Raw genomic sequence first — 20,848 nt, 5'->3', positions numbered from 1 at the left:
CCGGCGGCAACCGGCCGCGTTGTCAGTCGTGCTCGAGCTCGATGTCGATACCCAGCGAGCGGATCTCCTTGATCAGCACATTGAACGACTCCGGCATCCCAGCCTCCATGCGGTGATCGCCGTCGACGATGTTCTTGTACATCTTCGTCCGACCGGGCACGTCGTCGGACTTCACCGTCAGGATCTCCTGCAGGGTGTAGGCCGCGCCATAGGCCTCCAGGGCCCAGACCTCCATCTCGCCGAAGCGCTGGCCACCGAACTGCGCCTTGCCGCCCAGCGGCTGCTGGGTTACCAGGGAGTACGGACCGGTGGCACGGGCATGCATCTTGTCGTCCACCAGGTGGTTGAGCTTGAGGATGTGCATGTAGCCCACCGTCACCGGGCGATCGAAGGCCTCGCCCGTGCGCCCGTCATACAGCGTCGTCTGCCCGGAGGTGGGTAGGCCGGCGAGCTCCAGCATGGCCTTGATGTCGTCCTCGTTGGCGCCGTCGAATACCGGCGTCGCCATGGGCACGCCCCCGCGGAGATTGTCAGCGAGCTCGATGACCTCATCGTCGGACAGCGAGTCCAGCTCCTCCTTGCGCCCGGAACGGTTGTAGATCCGCTCCAGGAACCCCCGGATCTCGCCGGGGTCGCGCTGAGCGTCGAGCATCTCGCCGATGCGCCGACCCAGCCCCTTGGCGGCCCACCCCAGGTGGGTCTCCAGGACCTGGCCGATATTCATCCGCGAGGGCACACCGAGCGGCGAGAGGACCACGTCGATGGGCTCACCTTTTTCGTCGAACGGCATGTCCTCCACCGGCACCACCCGGGAGATGACGCCCTTGTTGCCGTGACGGCCCGCGAGCTTATCACCGGGCTGGATGCGCCGACGCACGGCCAGGTAGACCTTGACCATCTTGAGCACACCGGGGGCGAGGTCATCACCGGCGGTGATCTTGCCCTTCTTCTCCTCGAAGCGCTCGTCGAAGGCCTTGCGCTGGGCCTCCAGTTGCTCCTTGACCTTCTCCAGCTGCTGGGTCACCTCATCGTCATGCAGGCGGATCTCGAACCAGCGGTTACGCTCGACACCCTGGAGATACTCGGCGGTGATCTCGGTGCCGGCGCGCAGGCCGTTGGGTCCACCCTGGGCGACCTTGCCCACCAGCAGCCGTTCCAGGCGCGCGAAGGCGTCATCCTCGAAGATCCGGTACTGGTCGTTGAGGTCCTTGCGCACATCGGCGAGCGCGTCCGCCTCAATGGACAGCGCGCGCTGATCCTTCTCCACCCCGTCCCGGGTGAATACCTGGACGTCGATGACCGTGCCGTCCATCCCCGAGGGCACCCGCTGGGAGGTGTCCTTCACGTCGGAGGCCTTCTCGCCGAAGATCGCCCGCAGGAGCTTCTCCTCCGGAGTCAGCTGGGTCTCGCCCTTGGGCGTGACCTTGCCGACCAGGATGTCGCCGGCGTTCACCTCGGCGCCGATGTAGACGATGCCGGACTCATCGAGCCGTGACAGCGCCCCCTCGCCCACGTTGGGGATATCCGCGGTGATCTCCTCCGAGCCCAGCTTGGTGTCCCGGGCCACGCAGGTGAGCTCCTCGATGTGGATGGTGGTATAGCGGTCCTCCTCCACCACCCGCTCGGAGATCAGGATGGAGTCCTCGAAGTTGTAGCCATTCCACGGCATGAAGGCCACGCGCATGTTCTGGCCGAGCGCCAGCTCGCCCATGTCCGTGGATGGACCGTCGGCCAGCACATCGCCCCGGGACACGGAATCGCCCGGACGGACCAGCACCTTCTGGTTCTGACAGGTGTTCTGGTTCGAGCGGGTATACTTGGTCAGGTTGTAGATGTCGACCCCGGGCTCCCCCGGCCCCGTTTCGTCATCATTGACCCGAACCACCACGCGCGCGGCATCCACCTGCTCGATCACGCCACCGCGGTCGGCGCAGACCGTCACACCGGAGTCCACCGCCACCGCCCGCTCGATGCCGGTACCCACCAGCGGCTTCTCGGCGCGCAGGGTGGGCACGGCCTGGCGCTGCATGTTCGAGCCCATCAGCGCCCGGTTGCCGTCGTCGTGCTCGAGGAAGGGCACCAGCGCGGCGGCCACCGAGACGATCTGCTTCGGCGAGACGTCCATGTACTGGACCTTCTCCGGCGTCGCCATGCCGAACTCGTTCTGGTGGCGGATGGAGATCAGGTCGTCGACCAGACGGCCCTGCTCATCCACCCGGGCGTTGGCCTGGGCGATGATGTAGCGGGACTCCTCGATGGCGGAGAGGTACTCCACCTCGTTGGTCACCTGGCCATTGTCCACCTTGCGGTACGGCGTCTCCAGGAAGCCGTAGCGATTGGTGCGCGCGTACACGGCCAGGGAGTTGATCAGACCGATGTTCGGCCCCTCCGGCGTCTCGATGGGGCAGACCCGGCCGTAATGGGTTGGGTGGACGTCGCGCACCTCGAACCCCGCCCGCTCGCGGGTCAGCCCCCCGGGACCAAGCGCGGAGATACGGCGCTTGTGGGTGACCTCCGAGAGGGGATTGTTCTGGTCCATGAACTGCGAGAGCTGCGAGGAGCCGAAGAACTCCTTCACCGCCGCCGCCACCGGCTTGGCGTTGATCAGTTCCTGGGGCATCAGGCCCTCGCTCTCGGCGAGGCTCAGGCGCTCCCGCACCGCCCGCTCCACCCGTACGAGGCCGACGCGGAAGACGTTCTCCGCCATCTCGCCGACGCAGCGCACCCGACGGTTGCCCAGATGGTCGATGTCATCCGTGCTGCCGTGGCCATTGCGGATGTTGATCAGCTCGTGGAGCACCGCGAGGATGTCGTCGTTGTCCAGGACGCCAGGACCGTCGACCTCGTCGCGGCCGACGCGGAGATTGAACTTCATCCTTCCGACCGCCGAGAGATCGTAACGGTCCGGGCTGAAGAACAGGTTGGCGAAAAGGTTTTCGGCGGCGTCCTTGGTGGGCGGCTCGCCCGGACGCATCATCCGGTAGATCTCCACCAGGGCCTCAAGCTGGGTCCGGGTGTTGTCGATGCGCAGGGTGTTGGAGATGTACGGACCGCGGTCGAGATCGTTGACGAACAGCGTGTCGAAGGACTCCACGCCCGCGTCGCGCAGTTGCTGGACGAGCTCCTCGGTGAGCTCGGTATTCGCCTCGGCCAGGATCTCGCCGCTGGAGGTGTCGACGATGTCGTGGGCGACGATCTTGCCCACGAGATAGTCGTCCGGCACCTCGAGCTCGGTGAGCCCGGCCTTGTCCATCTGCCGGATGTGCCGCGCGGTAATCCGCCGCCCGCTCTCGACGATGACCTCATCGCCGACGCGGATATCGAAGGCCGCCGTCTCGCCGCGCAGCCGCTCGGGCACGAGATCGAGCACCGCCCGGCCATTACGGAACCGGAAGGTGTTCTTCTCGAAGAACCGATCCAGCATCTCCTCGTTGCCGAAGCCGAGCGCTCGCAGCAGCACCGTGGCGGGGAGCTTGCGCCGCCGGTCGATGCGCACGAAGATGCAGTCCTTGGGGTCGAATTCGAAGTCGAGCCACGAACCCCGGTAGGGGATCACCCGGGCGGTATAGAGGAGCTTGCCCGAGGAGTGGGTTTTGCCCTTGTCATGATCGAAGAACACGCCCGGCGAGCGGTGCAGCTGCGAGACGATCACTCGCTCGGTGCCGTTGACCACGAAGGTGCCATTGCGGGTCATGAGCGGCAGCTCGCCCATGTAGACTTCCTGCTCCTTGATGTCCTTGACCGTGCGCGCGTCCTTGTCGTAAATGACCAGGCGCACGAGGACCCGCAGCGGCGCCGCGTAGGTCATGCCCCGGAGCTGACACTCCTTGACATCAAAGGTCGGCTCGCCGATACGGTAGCTGACATACTCCAGCGCGGCGTTGCCGGAGTAGCTCTCGATCGGGAACACGGAGCGGAAGGCGCCGTGCAGGCCCTTTTCGTCACGCGCGTCCGCATGGCTATCGAGCTGAAGGAAGTCGCGGTACGACTCGATCTGCGTGGCGAGGAGATAGGGAACATCCAGGACTTTCGGCTGCTTGCCGAAGTCGTTACGGATGCGCTTCTTTTCGGTGAACGAGTAGGCCATCGAGGTTCCTCACCCAGGATTGGTTCCAGTGGCGTGTCCAAAGCGCTACCCACCGCGATGGGCAGGGCTTTGGGCCGCCGGCGATACAAACAGGGAAAGGCCGGTAGCCCGCAGGCCACCAGCCCGTTCCCCATCAAGCTGAGAGTGCTGGCTCCACCAAGCCCTTACTTCAGCTCCACGGAGGCGCCCGCCTCCTCCAGCTTGGCCTTGATCTCGTCGGCCTCGTCCTTGCTGGCGCCCTCCTTGATGGTGTTGGGCGCGCCCTCGACGACCTCCTTCGCCTCCTTCAGGCCCAGGCCGGTGACGCCACGGACGGCCTTGATCACGCCGACCTTGTTGTCGCCGAAGCTGGAGAGGACCACGTCGAACTCCGTCTGCTCCTCGGCGGCCTCGGCCTCGGCCCCGCCGCCGGCGGCCGGCGCCGCGGCCACGGCGGCAGCCGCGGTGACGCCAAACTTCTCTTCCATGGCCTCGATCAGCTCGACGACCTCCATGACGGACATGGAAGCGATAGTCTCAAGAATATCATCCTTCGATACGGCCATCGTCAAATCTCCTTACGGTTGACGCGTACTATTCACATTCGAAAACAGCGACAGACAGGATCGCAGCGACGCCAGCGCTACTGCTTGGCATCCTTGACCGCGGCGAGCGTCCGCACCAGCTTGCCCGGCACCTCGTTGAGGGTGGTGGCAAGCTTCTGGACCGGCGCACGCATCGTCGCCATGAGGCGGCTGACCGCCTCGTCATAGGTCGGCAGGCTGGCCAGACGCTCGAGCTCGGCGGCGCCGTAGCGCTCCCCGCCGACCGCGACCATCTTGACCACCAGCTGCTCGCGCTCCTTGGAGAAGTCCCGGATCACGCGAGCGGCCGACCCCGGATCCTCCTGCGAAAAGGCAATGAGCAATGGCCCCTCGAAGCCCTCCGACATGCACTCGAAGTCGGTGCCCTCCACCGCCCGCTTGGCGAGGGTGTTCTTGAGCACCTTCATGTACACACCGGACTCACGTGCCTTTACCCGCAGCCGATCCATGTCGCCGGCATTCAGCCCCCGGTATTCCGCCGCCACGGCGGAATGGGCGTCAGCGGCGACACTGGCGACCTCCTGTACCATCCGCTTTTTCTGTTCCAGACTCATTCCCATTGCTTTCCTCCTGGAACGCGGTTGGTAGTGAGGGCAACCGGGTTGCCCGGTCTGCTCCTGCAGACCCAAACGGTGGCCACTCGCAGGATGGTCGATCCTGTCCGGGCTGCACCGTCTACGCAGGCGACCTCTTCGGCCTTTAAGCGCTTTCGCGCACCGTGCGGTCTACGACGGCTGTCGCGTCGACGACAGCCTCAAGACCCCTTTGGGTCGATCACGCGTTGATACTGGCGAGATCGACACTGACCCCCGGCCCCATCGTGGTGGAGACGGTGATCTTTTTCAGATACGTACCCTTGGAGGTGGACGGCTTGATCTTCTGCAGATCGTTGATCAGCGCCTCCAGGTTCTGGCGCAGCGCGCCGGTCTCGAAATCCACCTTGCCCAGCGTGCAGTGAATCAGCCCGCCGCGATCAGTGCGGTAGCGGACCTGCCCCGCCTTGGCGTTCTGCACCGCCGCCGTGACGTCGGTGGTGACCGTGCCCACCTTGGGGTTCGGCATCAGCCCCCGCGGGCCAAGGATCGGGCCGAGACGTCCGACAACGCCCATGGCGTCCGGGGTGGCGATGACCACGTCGAAATCGAGCTCGCCGCCCTGGATGCGCTCGGCGAGGTCGTCCATACCCACCACGTCGGCGCCGGCAGCCTCCGCGGCCTCGGCGTTGGCGCCTTGGGCGAACACCGCGATGCGCACGCTCTTACCGGTACCGTTGGGCAGCACCGTCGAGCCACGCACCATCTGGTCGGACTTCCGCGGGTCGACGCCAAGGTTTACCGAGACGTCCACCGACTCCGTGAACCGCGCGGTGGCCAGCTCCTTGAGCAGCCCGAAGGCCTCCTCGGCGGCGTAGGGACGGGTCGAGTCGACGCGCTCGCGGAACATCTGCTTGCGCTTACTGAGCTTCGCCATGGCTTACACCCCCTCCACGTCGAGGCCCATGGAGCGGGCGCTTCCGGCGATGGTGCGCACCGCTGCGTCCATATCCGCGGCATTGAGATCCGGCCACTTGGTCCGGGCGATCTCCTCGAGCTGCTCGCGGGTCACGCTTCCCACCTTGTTGGTGTTGGGCTGGCCGCTACCGGACTTGATGCCGGCGGCCTTCTTGAGCAGGATCTGTGCCGGCGGCGTCTTGGTAATGAACGTGAAGCTGCGGTCCGAATACACGGTGATGACCACCGGTGTCGGCAACCCCGGTTCCATCTCCTGGGTCTGCGCGTTGAACTGCTTGCAGAACTCCATGATGTTGACGCCGTGCTGGCCGAGTGCCGGGCCCACGGGCGGGCTCGGGTTGGCCTGGCCGGCGGCCACCTGCAGCTTGATGTAGGCTTCAACCTTCTTTGCCATCGTCGACTCCTGGTTGCGGGTAATAGCGCCGCCGGGTTGGTTACCGCCGGCTCCCCGAATGGGCGGAACGCCCCATCATGCGGAACGCCGGCGGCACCGACGCCCCGAAAACCGGATCAGGTCTTCTCGACCTGGCTGAACTCGAGCTCGACCGGGGTCGAGCGCCCGAAGATGAGCACGGCCACGCGCAACCGGCTCTTCTCGTAGTTGACCTCCTCGACCACCCCGTTGAAGTCGGTGAACGGACCGTCGGTGACGCGCACGACCTCCCCCACCTCGAAGAGCACCTTCGGCCGCGGCTTCTCGGTGCCCTCCTTGACGCGGTTGAGGATCTGCTCGGCCTCGCGATCGGAGATCGGCGCGGGCCGATCGCTGGAGCCGCCAATGAACCCCATCACCCGGGGTACGTTGCGGACCAGGTGCCATGTGTCGTCGGTGAGCTCCATCTGGACGAGCACATAACCCGGAAAGAACTTGCGCTCGCTGCGCCGCTTCTGCCCGCCCTTGATCTCCTCCACCTCTTCGGTGGGCACCAGGACGTCGCCGAACTTCTCCTCCATGCCGGCCCGGCGGATGCGCTCTTCCAGGGATTTCTTGACCTGGTTCTCGAACCCCGAGTAGGCGTGGACCACGTACCAGCGCTTCGCCATCAGGGATCAACCTCCAGGACGCACGAGGGCCTCGACCCCCCAAAGGAAAAACATATCCAGCAGCCACAGCAGCACCGCGACCAGCAGCACCATCGCGATCACAATGAGCGTGGTCTGCAGCGTCTCCTGGCGCGTCGGCCAGACCACGCGGCGGAGCTCCTGGCGCGCATCACGGGCGAAGGCCCAAGCGGCCCGCCCCCGCTCGCTGGTCAACGCGATAGCCGCCGCAACGGCGGCGACCAGCACCAGCGCAAGGGCACGGTAGAGGACCGAGAACTCCCCGAACCAGTAGAACCCGGCCACGCCAGCCAAGAACAGCGCGACCGCGGCAAGCAACTTCGCCGAGTCGATCGGGGATGATTGAGTGTCTGCTCTGGCGCTCATGAACTGCCTGCAAAAACACGCGCCGCCACCCGGTTGAGGCGGCGGCGCCGAGGTCATATGGCAGGCCAGGAGGGACTCGAACCCCCAACCTGCGGTTTTGGAGACCGCTGCTCTGCCAATTGAGCTACTGGCCTATATCATCCGTTCGCCGCCCCACGGGGGACATCGGCGAATTGCCTAGAATAACCGATGTCCCTAGTCGTGGGAACCCCTGGCGATTACTCGATGATCTTGGAGACGACGCCGGCGCCGACGGTACGCCCGCCCTCGCGGATGGCGAAGCGCAGCCCCTCCTCCATGGCGATCGGCGCAATCAGCGACACCGTCATCTGCACGTTGTCACCCGGCATCACCATCTCCGTGCCCTCAGGCAGGTCACAGGCACCGGTGACGTCGGTGGTGCGGAAGTAGAACTGCGGCCGATAACCGTTGAAGAACGGCGTGTGCCGCCCGCCCTCGTCCTTGGACAGCACATAGACCTCGCACTCGAACTTCGTGTGCGGGGTGATCGACTTCGGCTTGCACAGCACCTGGCCCCGCTCGACGTCGTCACGCTTGGTCCCGCGCAGCAGCGCACCGATGTTGTCCCCCGCCTGCCCCTGATCGAGGAGCTTGCGGAACATCTCCACACCCGTGACCGTGGTCTTGGTGGTCTCGCGCAGCCCCACGATCTCGACCTCCTCGCCGGTCTTGATCACACCACGCTCGACACGCCCGGTCACCACCGTACCGCGACCCGAGATCGAGAACACGTCCTCGATCGGCATCAAAAACGGGCCATCCACCGCACGGCTCGGCTCCGGGATGTACTTGTCCATCGACTGCACCAGACGCACAATCGAGGGCGCACCAATCTCCGACTCATCCCCCTCCAGCGCCTTCAGCGCCGAGCCGGTGATCACCGGAATGTCATCACCCGGGAAGTCATAGTCGCTGAGCAGCTCCCGGACCTCCATCTCCACGAGCTCGAGCAGCTCCTCGTCGTCGACCATGTCCGCCTTGTTCAGGTAGACCACGATATACGGCACGCCCACCTGACGCGCGAGCAGGATGTGCTCACGCGTCTGCGGCATCGGGCCATCGGCGGCCGAGACCACCAGGATCGCACCGTCCATCTGCGCGGCACCGGTGATCATGTTCTTCACATAGTCCGCGTGACCCGGGCAGTCGACGTGCGCGTAGTGACGCGCCTCGGTCTCGTACTCCACGTGCGCGGTCGCAATCGTGATCCCACGATCACGCTCCTCCGGGGCATTGTCGATCTGGTCGAACGCGCGCGCCGCACCCCCGTACTTCTCCGCCATCACCTTCGTCATCGCCGCCGTCAGCGTCGTCTTACCATGGTCAACATGGCCAATCGTGCCAACATTCACGTGCGGCTTGGTGCGCTCAAACTTCTCCTTGGACACGGCGTTGTCTCCCGTTGTTTCGCGAGCTACCGAAATAGGCGTCGGGGTGTGCGGATCAAGCCTGGGGAATGCTCAGGCACGCACCGGAAATGGAGCCCATGGGCGGATTTGAACCGCCGACCTCACCCTTACCAAGGGTGTGCTCTACCCCTGAGCTACATGGGCGTCTTACCCTGTTGTCCCGCCGCGGGACACGAACTGGAGCGGGTGATGGGAATCGAACCCACATCATCAGCTTGGAAGGCTGAGGTTCTACCATTGAACTACACCCGCCTGAAACCGCTGTCCCATCCCGCGCCAGATTGTTTGGTGGAGGGAGGAGGATTCGAACCTCCGAAGGCTGAGCCAGCAGATTTACAGTCTGCCCCCGTTGACCGCTTGGGTATCCCTCCCGAAACCCTAGGTAGCGAGTCGGTGATTGCCACGCTTCTCGCGCCAGGTCGCGAAATTCTACATACTACGGGGTATCCGTCAAGCCCTGAACCATACGGAAGTGCCCAGAGGGGAAGCCTGAGCATGACACAGACGATGGCAGCCGGAGGCGCCCGCACGCGTCTGGTTGTAGAGACACACTCGGGCACTGCGGGACTAATCGCCCTCGAGGATGTCTGGCGGGCGCTATACTTGGAGGCCGCCGGTGCGGACGTGTTCCTCTCCTTCGGTTGGTGCGCGGCAGCGGCGCGCTGGCTCGGTCGCGATGCGACACCGGAGGTGCTCGTCGCCAGGGAATCCGGATCTTCCCCGCGAGCCCTCCTGCCCTTAGTCCGGAATCGCCGCGGCCGCTGGCCTCGGTATTGGTGGGATCTGGCGAGCCTCACGGTTCCAGACAACCAGCGCTGGGACATGCTCGCCGCCGCTGGCTGGGAGACGGCCGCAGGAGACGCCTTCGCTGCCTCGCTCGCGAGCGGCGCCGGCACCTGGCGACGCCTGTCCCTGGCGCCGCTGACCGCGACGGCCGCGGATACGCTTATCCGGGTATTTCGTGCCCATGGATTGATCAGTGACCGCCGGCACGCAGGACTCAACCGGACCATCGACTTGCGCGGCGAATGGCAGGGGTTTTACGCAAGTCGGAGTCGCCGCCTCAAGAAGGGCAACAACCTGATCGCCAACCGTTTGGCACGCGCTGGCACCGTATCCATCGAATGGCAACGCGGTGGTGGGATCACCGATACCAGCCTGGACGCCGTGGTCGGGATCTCTGCGGCCAGCTGGAAGCGCGGTACCGGCACTACGTTGGATGCCGAGGGGCCGAACGCGTTCTTTACGGAGCTGGCACGCCACGGCCGTGCCGAGGGATGGCTATCGGTATGGCTGCTGCGTTTGGATGGTGCGGCCATCGCCTGCGAGCTCCAAGTCATCGATGGCGGCACGGTCCACGCGCTGCGTGGCGACTACCGCGACGATGCGGCCGATCTCTCGCCCGGGACCTATCTGAACTGGAAGGTCATTGAGGGTTTATTCGGTCGGGGCCTCACGCGCTATTGCTTCGGCGGCGGCGACAATGCCTACAAACAGAGGTGGACTGACACCCACGACTCCGAGCTCGGGGTCGTTGTGTACTCCCCTTCGCTCCATGGTCGCACGCTGGGCACCTGGGAGACGCGTCTGCGACCGGCGGCCAAGCGCCTATTGCGTCGGGGGCGAAACCCTCAGGGACCGGAAGCCGCCAAATCGAGCTGACCCGTGGCGCGGGTCTCGAACCACTGCTCCAGTATCATGAGCACCCACACGAGCGTACCGTAGTACGCGGGATGGGCGGGCAGGTGGCGATCGAGCAGCTCGCTGATAAAGGCGGGGCGCACGATACCACGAGCGGCGAGCGTGGAGAGGCTGTCCGCAGCCAGCTCGTGCAGCGCGGGGGAGCCGGCAAGCCATACGCCGAAGGGCAGACCAAAGCCATGCTTGCGTTTGGCGATGATCTCCGTCGGAAGTAAGTCGCGCAATGCCACCTTAAAAAACGGCCGCAGCCGGGTACCGCGCACCTTCCATTGAGGCGGCAGGCCGAGTGCGAAGCGCAGAAGGTCGTCATCGAGCAACGGAAACCGCGCCTCCAGCCCGGCGAGTGCGCAGGCGCCACGCACCTTGGGCAGATCGTCGTCAGCCAGAGTGAAGCGCATGTCCCGGGCGAGGAGGCGGTTGACGTCGCTGCCCACCCCCTCCGCCCCCATCGCCTCGTCGATAAGGCGCAGGGGGCCCGCCGTATCCACCGCCGCCACGAACTCCGGCACCAACACTGCCGCCGGCCCCAGACGGCGAAGCAGGTTATGGCCCTCGGTGCGCTCGGCCAGCGGGAGCTTCGCCTGGTCCACGTACCGTCGCAATTTGCGCGCAGGCCCCACGGTGGGAAGCCGCGCCGCGACCGGCTCGATCAGCCCGTCCCGGGCCGCCGCCGGCAGTCGGCCATACAACGAGAACAGCCACTGCTTCGCGTACCGGGCATTGCCGCCGAAGAGCTCGTCGCCGCCATCACCGCCAAGCAGCCGGGTCACCCCCTCCTCGGCGGCCCGCCGCGCACAATAATAGGCAGGCACGACCGACGCGTTCCCGAAGGGCTGATCGAAGCCCGCGGCGAGGATGGGCACAGCGGCGGCCACATCCTCAGGGGTCACGAAGTATTCATGATGCTTGGTGCCAAAATGCCGCGCCGCAATGCGCGCGTAGTGGCTTTCGTCGTAGCCGGCGGCGTTGAAACCGATGGAGAAGGTCTGAACCGGGGCGCCACCGACTCGCGCCAGCATGCCAACCACCGTGGAGCTGTCCGTCCCGCCGCTGAGGAACGCACCGACCGCTGCACCATCGAGACAACGGGCCACCCCGTCGGCCAGCAAGCTACGGAATCGGGCAGCGGCCTCATCGCGATCATGACGGAGGCTCTCATGAAAAACCGGCCACCAATAGTGCCATAACCGCTCGTCGCCGCGGTCCAGGATCAGGGCCTCGCCGGGCCGCAGTCGGCGCACGCCACGGTAGACCGTCAAGGGCGCGGGAATGGCGTGGCCATAGAGATAATGATAGAGGGCCTGTTGGTCGAGGCCGGCATCCACTCCCGGCTGGGCGGCAAGCCAGGCAAGCGAGGTGGAGACAAGCACCCCTTCGGCGACATGGGCATAGTAAACGGGTTCGCGCCCGAGGCGATCGATCGCCACGAGACCGCGGCGGGCGTCACGCGCCACGGCGATCAGCGCGAACTCGCCGTCGATCGCTGCCAGTCCATCGACCAGGGCATCGAAGCTCTCCGGTGCGCAACCGCGGGGCCAGCGCGGCCCCCCCTCTATGACACCGAGCCAACCGGGGTGGGCCTCACCGCCGGTCAGCGGGGAAGCGAGCCAGCCACCAGGCGCCGTCGTTACCTGCTCACCGCCTGGTCGTTCACGACCACCACCGGCCAGGAAACCGCTCGCCGCCATCGACTCACCCTCCTTGCTGAGGAACCTCGCCCGCGCGAAATGCACGAATGAGGAAGGAATGACTCAGCCACGGCTGCAGCGGCCCGCCGCCGGCGCGGGTCATCACCCATCGGGCCCAACGGGGCCAACGCGCCGGGATGACGGGCACCCAGTGGGTCTCGAGGTCCCGACAGCCCAACGACCGCAAGCCGTCGGCAAGCCGCACCGCCCGTTCCAGGCGAAGCCGGGGGACCCCTCCACGGGCACGCGCCCACAGCCTGGCCGCCCGGTCGGCGAGGCAACGATCGTTGAGGCCATCCATCCAGATCTCGCCACCGGGCCGCACCACCCGGACCAATTCCTCGAGTAGCCCGTCAGATGCTCGCAATGTTTGGGTCACTCCGAAACAGAGCACTCCATCGAAGCAACCATCGGGGAACGGCAAGGCGCGCACGTCCCCGGCAAGCCACCCACTTTGCGGATGCGCTACGAACTCGCGCGCCCGCTTGAGGCTAGGGCGGGAATAATCCAGCCCGACCACGTAGGCGGCGCCGCGCTCGTGCAATACGTTCACGTAGGTGCCGGCGCCGCACCCCGCATCCAGCCAGCTCCCTGCTGCCGCAGGGAACCGCGTGGCGAAGGCATCGACCCGCGTGGAGAGGCCGCTCTCCGTCCATCCCGCCACCGCGGCCTCACCACCACCGTCGCGGGCGAAGCGCTCGAACCGCGTTCGCCACTGCCGTTCGAAATCCGCCGGCAACTTCCGCCCCATGGCATACTCCACACGACCATGCGCCTTCGCCGCATGCTCGTCGATACCCGTGACCTGCTCAGCTCGCCGGAGGCTGTACCATGGCTGGTGCCCGCCTATACCGCCAGCGCCGCCCGATACGCGGACTCCTCCGGCCGCTACACGGCGAACCTGGACACGCCCTGCCGACGCTGGCCGTCGTGGCCATCATCGGCCTCGCGTTCCTCCCGGGTGGCTCGGGGCCGGATTCGCAGAGCCTGGCGCGAGTATTCACCTGGGTACCACCGACGCTCCAGAACCTGCTGCACGTGCCGATCTACGGCGGACTCACCTGGTTGTGGCTACGCGCGCGACATGACCGTCGCCCAGCAGCGCGGCTCGCCGCGGCGCTGGCCGCTACCGTGGCCATCGCCTTCGTCGACGAGGCCATTCAGTTCACCCGACCGGGGCGCTACGCTTCCCTCGGTGATCTGGGTCTGGATATCATCGGGGCACTATGCGCCGTGTTCGTCTATGAGCGGCTGAACCAACCACTGGCAACGCCATGAGCCCGTAGCGGCGCACTCCCACCGGCAACAGACCTGGAGTATTCTTCCCGTGTGGATCTGGTACCGGGGAGTGTTGCGGTGAACGATGGCAACGGACATCATCCGGCGGGAGCCACCCCCCCAGCAGGCTCACCCGAGCTAATACTGCTGTTCGGCATGCCGCGCTCAGGTACTACATGGCTGGGCAAAATCTTTGATAGCCATCCGGAAACCCTCTACCGCCATGAGCCCGACAGCTTCGGACGGCTCAACTTCATGCCCATGGTGCCGGACCCCGCGCAGGCCAGCCGCTGGCGCGACGGGATCGAGGCGTTCATCGCAGCGCTACCCCGTATGCGTGACACCAAAGTTGCCGCCACCCTCCCCACCTTCCCCAAGGCCTATCTGAGTCCATCGGCACAGCGGTGGAATGCCATGGCCACCCGGATCGCCAAGCTCCAAGCACGGGCACGCGGTGAGGCGACCGCACGCCTGATCACACCAGCCAACGGCCATGCACGGGTGGTTTGGAAGTCCATTGAGTCCGTAGGGCGCCTCCCCGTGTTGCTGACGCTGCTGGCGTATGCACGGGCGGCGCTCATCATCCGCCACCCGTGTGGCTTCCTCGCCTCGGTGGTACGCGGCAAACATCAACGGCGGTTCACCGACACCGATTCCATCGGTGAGGACCTGACGCTGCTGGACATCCTATGCGAGACACCGGTGGCGGCGGAGTACGAACTCGACAGTCAACGGCTCCGCGCCATGACGCCCGTGCAACGACTCACCTGGCAATGGGTGCTCTGCAACGAAAGCGCCCTACGAGCCTGTCCCCACCCCCGGTTGATGCCCATCACCTACGAGGGGTTGTGCGCCGCTCCCCTTGAGACCACTACGGCTCTGTTCCGGCATTCGGGGCTTGCGCTGGCTGAGGAAACCCGCGCATTCGTCGAGGCGAGCACCACCATCCATCATGACCGATACTACAGCGTATTCAAGCACCCAGCCCAGGCCGCCACCGCTTGGCATCACGAGCTCCCAGAGGAGACCCAGCGGGCGGTTGCACGTGTCGCCGCGAATACCCGCGCCGGCGCCATGTTCGATGACCTCAGGGCGCGCGAGACGGCGTGCTGAAGGCCCCGGCTATGCCCCGGGTCCAAGGACGGCCGGTGTAGTCCGTCTCGGCATTCGGAAACCCCAGCAGGCCACCCCGCGGGATCCGAGGGTCTACCAGGGCGCCGGCGCGGGGACGCAAGTCGAGCACAGACAGAGGCAAAAAGGGGGCCGCCAACCGTGTACGGGCCTGGGGAAACCCGGCCACGTGGTTCCACAAGGCCTGTAGGTCCCCGGTCACAGGGCGGGCCGCGAACACGGCGTTGGCCGCCACCCGCCGCCGCGCCCCGGGCGCGGCGTCCCAGACCGCGATACCGATGTCCCGCGCGACCACGGTGTTATGGTTGATGTCGACCCACCGAGGCGGCGCGCGGTGATCCATTATCACGATCCCCCGCCCCGCACCGGCGGTATTGACGAACGCATTGGCATAGACCGCGATACGACCTTCCGCCTGCAGCAGCGCCTCGGTGGGATTCTCGTAGAACAGGTTACGGTAGACGAGGTAACGGTCCCTGCGCCCCGGTCCCCGCAATGGCTGGTGGCCCAACAGCACACTCGGGCGCGCTCGCCTGCCGTGTGCGCCACCGTGGGACTTGTCAAACACGCTGTCGCGAATGACCGTCTGCCGTGGCCCGGCGGGCATGCCGGGCACGGCCTCGCGAGGGCGCTGGTGTTTGATCTGCAGGGCGTAGCCGATGGTGTTGCGCACCCTGATATTCTCGATGAGCCCGCCGACAAACCACGCACCGCCATCACTGTCGCCCAGATACATGCCGGTGCCGGCGCCGTCGATCACCACGTCGCGAATCACCCAGTTCCAGGCTGGGGCCTTGGTGGATATGGCGACCAACTGCTGGTGGCCATCGTGGTTGCGCAGTGCGAGCCGCTCCAGCGTAATGTCGTGGACCCAGCGCGCGTCGCCCTCCGCCTTAATGCCGTCGGCATTGCGGCGGCGGCCATCGATGGCTAGGTCCGTGATCCGTATATAGGCGGCATTGCGCAAGCTAACCGTGTTGCGACCGTCCTCGCCGACGAGCACGACCTCACCACGGCAGCGCTCACCCCGAATGGTGATTGGTGCCCCCGGACGCCCGCGAATGCCGTGCAGGGGTAGCCCGCGTGTATACCGCCCCGGCGCCAGCAACATCTCGTCCCCGGGGCGCAGACGGCTCAGGTGCTCACGGTAGTCCCCGGGGGTGACACGTAGGGTCGCGGCCGCCACGGACATGGGGACCAGGGCGAACAACAGACCCGCCAGCACCCACACCGCGAGACGAGGTATCATCGCCGCCCGGATCCCCACCCGGCCGGTGACGCCTCACCGCCGCCCGCGGGCACCTCCGCCCGTGCAAACTCGGTACTCGGCGCATGCACACGCAGATCCTCGCGCTCGCGGTGAAGCACAGCGCTGATCGCGAGGTAGGTCCAGAATAGATCGAAGTAGGCGAGATTGAGAAACGCCCCCGAGATCATATAGGGAATGAGCGATATCTGCATCGCGCGGGCATAACGCCCGATCCAGGCCGCCTCCGGATTCTGCTCCAAGGCGCTCAGCCGGTGCAGGCGCCAGAAGGTCCCAACCAACAGCAGCATGAATAGCCCGAATCCGAGGAAACCATGGCTGCCCAGGATCTGGAAATAGATGCTGTGAGCCGCGCGCGTTCGATTCTCCCACTCGCCGAGGAAATTCGCGTAACTCAGCCAGCGCGCGGTGTCATCCGCGTACTCGAAATCAAACCCTGCCCCAAGCAATGGCCGGTCCACGGCGATGTTCCAGGCGACACCCCAGGCCTGGATACGCTGCATCGCCGACCAGTCTTCCCGGTAGTTGAGCGTGGTTTCTTGGCGCTCGATCCACTTCTGGGGCACAAGTTGATCGGGTAGCATGCCTTGGCCGAGGCTCAACACCAGCAGCAGCATGGCCCCGAGGGCCAGGGCCCGACCCTTATAGCGCCAGAAAAGTGGCACCATGACGCAGATCAACCCGAGCAGCGCTCCGCGGGAGTATGTGAACACCACCGCCGGGACCGACAACCAAAACACGGCATACAACGCCCATCGCAACCAGCGCCGAGACTCCTCGCGGGCCACCAGCAAGGCGAGGGGCAGCACCATGTTGAGCGCGAGCCCGATGGCGTTGTTGTCGCCAATGAACGAGTTGCCCGGCCCCCAGACCCGATACTCCCCCGCGGTCGCGATCGCGAAAAGCCCGCCCTTGACGCCGTAGAAGCCGATCGACAGCGCGATCACCAGCAGCAGCATATGAATGCGGAAGCGCCCGTAGATCAGCATAGTGGTCACGAACGCAAAGAGCAGGATCTTGGCCACCTGCTCGAGTTTGACCACCGCGACCTGGGGGTACCAGGCGAAGATCGTGGTAGCCACGAAGCACATGGCGATGAGCACCATGACGCGGGTCTCGAATGTCCAGGCAATGGGCCGGCGCTCGCGGGTGATGAGCAGCGAGAGTAACGTGAACCCGGCAATACCTTGGGCGACTGGCAGCTGCTGGGCCCCCCAGGCAAGCTTGTGCGGGTTCATCATCCCGATCCACGCCCAGCCGAGCACTCCAATCCAGGCGCGGCGCAGTGTCGCGAACATCACGACCCCGACGAGTCCAATCACCAGGAGATCCCTGAGCCCCACTGTCGACCCTCCAGCCACCCCCATCGGCGCGGCAAACGTGACCGGCGTCGCACCGACACCCTTCCAAGAATAACCGCTCCTCGGCGACGCCGCCGCGCCGCTGATCCACCGTCAGGCCCCTTCGACGCACCGCTCGTCGGGCGACCAGCGCCGCCCCGTATCACGGAAGTTGGCCTACACTACGACAGTGGCTCGGACGCAGCTCGAACGGCCCGCCGAGCCGTCCACTGGCGCGGCCACCGGAGGGCCCTGGGGACGATGGATCAACACACTCGACCGCGATCACGCCGCCTTCTGATGGTGGCGTTCCACTACCTGCCGGATAACACGAGCACGGGGGTGCTGCGTACGCTGAAGTTCACCCAGTATCTGGCGCACCACGGCTGGACGAGCGATGTGGTCAGCGTGCCGGAGCGGATGTACTACTCCGTCGACCCGGCATCGCTCGCCCAAGTGCCTGCCCAGGTGACCATCCACCGCCCTTGGGCCGGCAACGTCAAGCACCTGTTCGGTATCCGCGGCGTCTACCCGGACCTGCTCGCCATGCCGGACCGCTTCTGGCCGTGGCTACCAGGGGCAACCGCCACGGGGCTGCGGCTCATTCGCGAGGGCGGTATTGAGGCAATCTACACCACCTACCCACCAGCCACCGCCCACCTGATCGGCCTGCGCCTGAGCAAACGCACGGGACTGCCCTGGATAGCGGACTTCCGGGACCCCTGGGTCGAGGACTCCATGCCAGCGCTGCGCCGGCGCCTGGAAGGCTGGCTCGAGCAACGAGTGCTCGCCAGCGCTGACCGCGTGATCTGTAACACACCCGCGATGCGCCGCTGGTTCCTAGAGCGCTACCCGAACCTCCCGCCGACGCGCTTCGTCACCATCCCCAACGGCTACGACGAAGCCGACTTTCACGGTATCAAGCCGGTGGTGCGCAAAGGCTTCGACATCCTCTACCCAGGTATGATCTCGGCGGGCAACCGCAACCCACGCCCACTGCTTGACGGTCTGCGCCTCGCGCTGGAGCGTGGCTGGCTCCCGCGCGCCGGGGTGCGTCTGACCTTCCTCGGCGCCGGCGCCTACGGTGAAACGCGGGCCTTCCGGGAGGCCATCGCCGAGCGCGGGCTCACCGGGCTCTGCGAGGTCACCGTCCAGCGCGTGCCTTACGGCCAGGCCGTGGCCCGAATGGCCGGCGCGGATCTGCTTGTGGTGCTCGGCGAGCCTCTGGGGGAAAGCACCGCGACTCGGGCCGCGCGCCGCTGGTCGCACCTGCAGGTGCCGGCCAAGGTGTACGAATACCTCCGCCTCGGTCGGCCGTTGCTCGCCCTGGTTTCTGGGGGCGCCGTGGCGGAACTGCTGCAGGAGACCGGCGCGGGGCGGCCGGTGGCCCCGACGGACGTCGAGGGGATCGCCGCCGCGCTGCGCGCGGCCTACGCCGAGCGCCGGACCCCGGGGACACCGGACGCTGCGCCCGCGAGGGTGGCCCGCTACAGCCGCGAGCGTCTGTCGGCAACGCTCGCCGAGCTGCTGGAGGAGTGCGTCGCCGCGCCACCGAGGTCACAGGCATCGTGAACGATCGTCGCCCACGGGTGGTGCTCTTCAGCTGCGCCGGTGCGCCGCTCGGTGCGGAAGTGCTCCAAGCGATCCGCAAACAGAACCCCGCGTGCCTGGACGCGATCGTTGCCGTCGTGCTCTCACGCCCCGCGGCGAAAGCCGGCGCCGCACGGCCGCGACCATCGCGGTGTTACACCGGGCCCGCACTGCGCCATGCCCTCGCCTATCGCCGCCGGCGCGCGCTCTTCACGGCGCGGCGACGCCTGCGCGCCGTCGCGAGGCTCACGGGTCTGGGCAACGTCCTCCCCTGGCGACGCATCGAGGACTTCAGCGACGACCGCAGGCTCCCGGTGCTCGAGACCCGCGACGCCGCCGCCCCCGGGACGCTACGCTTTGTGACCGCGCAGGACCCGGACCTCGTGGTGATGATCACCTTTCACCATATCCTCCGCGAGCCCCTGATCGCCGCGCCGCGCGACGGCGTTTACAACGTGCACTGCTCCCTGCTGCCCGCTTTCCGCGGCCCGGACCCCATCGGAGCGGCACTCGCCGCCGGCGAGCGTCGCACGGGCGTGAGTGTGCACCGGGTCGACACCGGGGTCGATACCGGCGAGGTGATCGCCCAGAGAACGGTGGACATCGCCGGCCAGGGGCGTGACCCGGTGCGCCTGCGCCGCCGCTTGGCGCTAGCGGCAGCGGAACCGGTCATGGCGCTGTTGCGGAGCGAAGCCACCCTCACGGAGCGAGTCCGCGGGAGCGCTCACCCATCGGCCGATGCCGCGCCGGCACCTCTCAGCCACGCTCGCAGCGCCGGCACCAGCGACCAGCGCCAGGCCGACAGGAGGCCGCCCGGGGTCAGCCGATAGACCCGTACGTTCCAAAGCTGCTCGGCATCTGTTGCCCATTTGCGCTTATGCACTGTCTCCGGCCCCAGCATGTCGAAGCGTGAGACCTCCGGGTCGGGAAAGCTGGCACGCAGGATCTTCAGTTGCAGGACCTGCCCCGGGGCGAAGCGGGCATAGGCATGGCGGAAGCCGATCTTCAACGACACCAGCCGCCCCTCGCTGACCACGCACAGCTGACAGGCGACGCGCTCGCCAGCTCGAGCGAGAAAATACACACGCAGCCGCCCCTGCGCCGCCCACGCGTGGCATACACGCCGATAAAAGTCCACGAGAGCCTTGCTCTGGGCGATAGCCGATCCCCCCTCACCCTTCCAGCCATCGCCCTCGATGGCGAAGACCTCCGCCAGCACGTCGTCAAGATCCCGGACGCCATCGTGGCACTCCAGCGCAAAGCCCTCGGCGTCCAGGCGTCGCTCCGCACGGGCCCACTCCGAGCGGGTCTTGCGCCCTCGGTTGGACCAGTAGTCCTCCCAGCGTCCGCGGCAATCAACGAACGGGGCACGCTCGCCCGGCTGCCAGCGGGTGAGCCAGTCCGGCGGGAAGACCGAGTAGAGCGCCGCGGTGCGCCGCAACAGCGGCAACACCAGCAGATCACAGTGGCTGCCGTCGAACCACGCTCGAAGCCCCCGCGCCACTGCCACGTGGGGCAGGCTCACCCAGGGCGTGTGAGCATTGCATGGCAGTCGGGCGCGCTGGATTCGGAAGGGCCCGAGGCGGAGCCGGCCGATCATGACGGCAACGCCCTCGGGCGTCTCACACCAGTGCTCACCCCCCGCGAATGCCTCACGCCAGGCCACATGCCAATGGCGCGACATGAACACATCCCCGGCACCGGAGTGGATCTCTGCCGCCCGTACCATCGCCCCCTCCCCCTAATACCGGATTCACCGGCGTATTCCACGCATAGTGTGACCAACTCAGCAACCGTGTCCGCGGATGCGCCT

General features: G+C 66.4%; 18 protein-coding genes and 4 tRNA genes. 5 read left to right on the top strand and 17 right to left on the bottom strand.

Annotated features, from left to right (window positions below):
* Positions 1-22: 22 nt before the first annotated feature.
* The 12 genes from rpoB to ACQ754_RS11215 form a co-directional block, all read right to left on the bottom strand.
* Positions 23-4,087, bottom strand: a complete 4,065-nt coding sequence (gene rpoB / locus ACQ754_RS11270; protein WP_440997129.1) for a DNA-directed RNA polymerase subunit beta — start codon at positions 4,085-4,087, stop codon at positions 23-25.
* A 164-nt stretch (positions 4,088-4,251) separates the two neighbouring features.
* Positions 4,252-4,632: a 50S ribosomal protein L7/L12 gene (gene rplL / locus ACQ754_RS11265; protein WP_440997128.1), complete on the bottom strand. Its 381-nt coding sequence runs from the start codon at positions 4,630-4,632 to the stop codon at positions 4,252-4,254.
* 77 nt (positions 4,633-4,709) lie between these two features.
* Positions 4,710-5,231: a 50S ribosomal protein L10 gene (gene rplJ / locus ACQ754_RS11260; RefSeq protein WP_440997127.1), complete on the bottom strand. Its 522-nt coding sequence runs from the start codon at positions 5,229-5,231 to the stop codon at positions 4,710-4,712.
* Between the two features lie 214 nt (positions 5,232-5,445).
* Entirely contained in the window at positions 5,446-6,141 is a 696-nt protein-coding gene (gene rplA / locus ACQ754_RS11255; RefSeq protein WP_440997126.1) for a 50S ribosomal protein L1, read from the bottom strand.
* Positions 6,142-6,144: 3 nt separating this feature from the next.
* Positions 6,145-6,576 (bottom strand): 50S ribosomal protein L11, encoded by a 432-nt coding sequence (rplK, locus tag ACQ754_RS11250; RefSeq protein WP_440997125.1) that lies wholly within the window; start codon positions 6,574-6,576, stop codon positions 6,145-6,147.
* Between the two features lie 116 nt (positions 6,577-6,692).
* Positions 6,693-7,226, bottom strand: a complete 534-nt coding sequence (gene nusG / locus ACQ754_RS11245) for a transcription termination/antitermination protein NusG (RefSeq protein WP_440997124.1) — start codon at positions 7,224-7,226, stop codon at positions 6,693-6,695.
* A gap of 6 nt (positions 7,227-7,232) precedes the next feature.
* Positions 7,233-7,610: a preprotein translocase subunit SecE gene (gene secE / locus ACQ754_RS11240; RefSeq protein WP_440997123.1), complete on the bottom strand. Its 378-nt coding sequence runs from the start codon at positions 7,608-7,610 to the stop codon at positions 7,233-7,235.
* Between the two features lie 58 nt (positions 7,611-7,668).
* A tRNA-Trp gene (locus ACQ754_RS11235) sits at positions 7,669-7,744 on the bottom strand.
* A gap of 84 nt (positions 7,745-7,828) precedes the next feature.
* The gene (gene tuf / locus ACQ754_RS11230; RefSeq protein WP_440997122.1) at positions 7,829-9,019 is read right to left on the bottom strand and encodes an elongation factor Tu; all 1,191 of its coding nucleotides are present in this window, start codon (positions 9,017-9,019) and stop codon (positions 7,829-7,831) included.
* 90 nt (positions 9,020-9,109) lie between these two features.
* Positions 9,110-9,184, bottom strand: a tRNA-Thr gene (locus ACQ754_RS11225).
* A 34-nt stretch (positions 9,185-9,218) separates the two neighbouring features.
* Positions 9,219-9,292, bottom strand: a tRNA-Gly gene (locus ACQ754_RS11220).
* A 34-nt stretch (positions 9,293-9,326) separates the two neighbouring features.
* A tRNA-Tyr gene (locus tag ACQ754_RS11215) sits at positions 9,327-9,411 on the bottom strand.
* 124 nt (positions 9,412-9,535) lie between these two features.
* Between ACQ754_RS11215 and ACQ754_RS11210 the strand changes: the two genes are divergently transcribed.
* Positions 9,536-10,702 carry a GNAT family N-acetyltransferase gene (locus ACQ754_RS11210; RefSeq protein ID WP_440997121.1) on the top strand — a complete coding sequence of 389 codons (1,167 nt, stop codon included), beginning with the start codon at positions 9,536-9,538 and terminating at the stop codon, positions 10,700-10,702.
* Here the strand turns inward: ACQ754_RS11210 and ACQ754_RS11205 are convergent.
* Positions 10,672-12,429 carry an asparagine synthetase B family protein gene (locus ACQ754_RS11205; RefSeq protein WP_440997120.1) on the bottom strand — a complete coding sequence of 586 codons (1,758 nt, stop codon included), beginning with the start codon at positions 12,427-12,429 and terminating at the stop codon, positions 10,672-10,674. The two genes, ACQ754_RS11210 and ACQ754_RS11205, sit on opposite strands and share 31 nt — an antisense overlap.
* Before the next feature lie 4 nt (positions 12,430-12,433).
* A complete protein-coding gene (locus ACQ754_RS11200) occupies positions 12,434-13,180 on the bottom strand; it encodes a class I SAM-dependent methyltransferase (RefSeq protein WP_440997119.1) in 747 nt (248 codons plus the stop codon).
* 80 nt (positions 13,181-13,260) lie between these two features.
* Here ACQ754_RS11200 and ACQ754_RS11195 point away from each other — a divergent pair, with 80 nt between their 5' ends.
* Together ACQ754_RS11195 and ACQ754_RS11190 are read left to right on the top strand one after the other, a co-directional pair.
* Entirely contained in the window at positions 13,261-13,707 is a 447-nt protein-coding gene (locus ACQ754_RS11195; RefSeq protein ID WP_440997118.1) for a VanZ family protein, read from the top strand.
* A gap of 51 nt (positions 13,708-13,758) precedes the next feature.
* Positions 13,759-14,820: a sulfotransferase gene (locus ACQ754_RS11190; protein ID WP_440997117.1), complete on the top strand. Its 1,062-nt coding sequence runs from the start codon at positions 13,759-13,761 to the stop codon at positions 14,818-14,820.
* Here the strand turns inward: ACQ754_RS11190 and ACQ754_RS11185 are convergent.
* Complete coding sequence (locus ACQ754_RS11185) at positions 14,795-16,087, bottom strand: hypothetical protein (protein ID WP_440997116.1); 1,293 nt, start codon at positions 16,085-16,087, stop codon at positions 14,795-14,797. The two genes, ACQ754_RS11190 and ACQ754_RS11185, sit on opposite strands and share 26 nt — an antisense overlap.
* On the bottom strand, positions 16,084-17,472 hold the full coding sequence (locus ACQ754_RS11180) for a putative O-glycosylation ligase, exosortase A system-associated (protein WP_440997115.1): 1,389 nt from the start codon (positions 17,470-17,472) through the stop codon (positions 16,084-16,086). Before ACQ754_RS11180 ends, ACQ754_RS11185 begins: the two co-directional genes overlap by 4 nt.
* Positions 17,473-17,706: 234 nt before the next feature.
* Between ACQ754_RS11180 and ACQ754_RS11175 the strand changes: the two genes are divergently transcribed.
* Together ACQ754_RS11175 and ACQ754_RS11170 are read left to right on the top strand one after the other, a co-directional pair.
* On the top strand, positions 17,707-19,017 hold the full coding sequence (locus ACQ754_RS11175) for a glycosyltransferase (RefSeq protein ID WP_440997114.1): 1,311 nt from the start codon (positions 17,707-17,709) through the stop codon (positions 19,015-19,017).
* Entirely contained in the window at positions 19,014-19,865 is an 852-nt protein-coding gene (locus ACQ754_RS11170; RefSeq protein ID WP_440997113.1) for a formyltransferase family protein, read from the top strand. The genes ACQ754_RS11175 and ACQ754_RS11170 overlap by 4 nt, the downstream gene beginning before the upstream one ends.
* Here ACQ754_RS11170 and ACQ754_RS11165 read toward each other — a convergent pair.
* Positions 19,760-20,764, bottom strand: coding sequence for a GNAT family N-acetyltransferase (locus ACQ754_RS11165; RefSeq protein ID WP_440997112.1), 1,005 nt, complete (start codon positions 20,762-20,764; stop codon positions 19,760-19,762). The genes ACQ754_RS11170 and ACQ754_RS11165 overlap by 106 nt on opposite strands.
* Positions 20,765-20,848: the final 84 nt, after the last annotated feature.

It is taken from the genome of Arhodomonas sp. SL1 (genome assembly GCF_052060015.1).
In the GTDB taxonomy this organism is placed as follows: Bacteria; Pseudomonadota; Gammaproteobacteria; order Nitrococcales; family Nitrococcaceae; genus Arhodomonas.
Note: the sequence above shows the minus strand (reverse complement) of the source record. Positions and strands in the feature narration are given on the sequence as shown.

Bases quoted from the DNA above. Each gene is read 5' to 3' on its own strand.
- rplK (WP_440997125.1), bottom strand. From the start codon at position 6,576: ATGGCAAAGAAGGTTGAAGCCTACATCAAGCTGCAGGTGGCCGCCGGC.
- rplJ (WP_440997127.1), bottom strand. From the start codon at position 5,231: ATGGGAATGAGTCTGGAACAGAAAAAGCGGATGGTACAGGAGGTCGCC.
- ACQ754_RS11185 (WP_440997116.1), bottom strand. From the start codon at position 16,087: ATGATACCTCGTCTCGCGGTGTGGGTGCTGGCGGGTCTGTTGTTCGCC.
- nusG (WP_440997124.1), bottom strand. From the start codon at position 7,226: ATGGCGAAGCGCTGGTACGTGGTCCACGCCTACTCGGGGTTCGAGAAC.
- rplA (WP_440997126.1), bottom strand. From the start codon at position 6,141: ATGGCGAAGCTCAGTAAGCGCAAGCAGATGTTCCGCGAGCGCGTCGAC.
- secE (WP_440997123.1), bottom strand. From the start codon at position 7,610: ATGAGCGCCAGAGCAGACACTCAATCATCCCCGATCGACTCGGCGAAG.
- ACQ754_RS11165 (WP_440997112.1), bottom strand. From the start codon at position 20,764: ATGGTACGGGCGGCAGAGATCCACTCCGGTGCCGGGGATGTGTTCATG.
- ACQ754_RS11200 (WP_440997119.1), bottom strand. From the start codon at position 13,180: ATGGGGCGGAAGTTGCCGGCGGATTTCGAACGGCAGTGGCGAACGCGG.
- ACQ754_RS11210 (WP_440997121.1), top strand. From the start codon at position 9,536: ATGACACAGACGATGGCAGCCGGAGGCGCCCGCACGCGTCTGGTTGTA.
- rplL (WP_440997128.1), bottom strand. From the start codon at position 4,632: ATGGCCGTATCGAAGGATGATATTCTTGAGACTATCGCTTCCATGTCC.
- ACQ754_RS11195 (WP_440997118.1), top strand. From the start codon at position 13,261: ATGGCTGGTGCCCGCCTATACCGCCAGCGCCGCCCGATACGCGGACTC.
- ACQ754_RS11180 (WP_440997115.1), bottom strand. From the start codon at position 17,472: ATGGGGGTGGCTGGAGGGTCGACAGTGGGGCTCAGGGATCTCCTGGTG.
- rpoB (WP_440997129.1), bottom strand. From the start codon at position 4,087: ATGGCCTACTCGTTCACCGAAAAGAAGCGCATCCGTAACGACTTCGGC.
- ACQ754_RS11205 (WP_440997120.1), bottom strand. From the start codon at position 12,429: ATGGCGGCGAGCGGTTTCCTGGCCGGTGGTGGTCGTGAACGACCAGGC.
- ACQ754_RS11175 (WP_440997114.1), top strand. From the start codon at position 17,707: ATGGATCAACACACTCGACCGCGATCACGCCGCCTTCTGATGGTGGCG.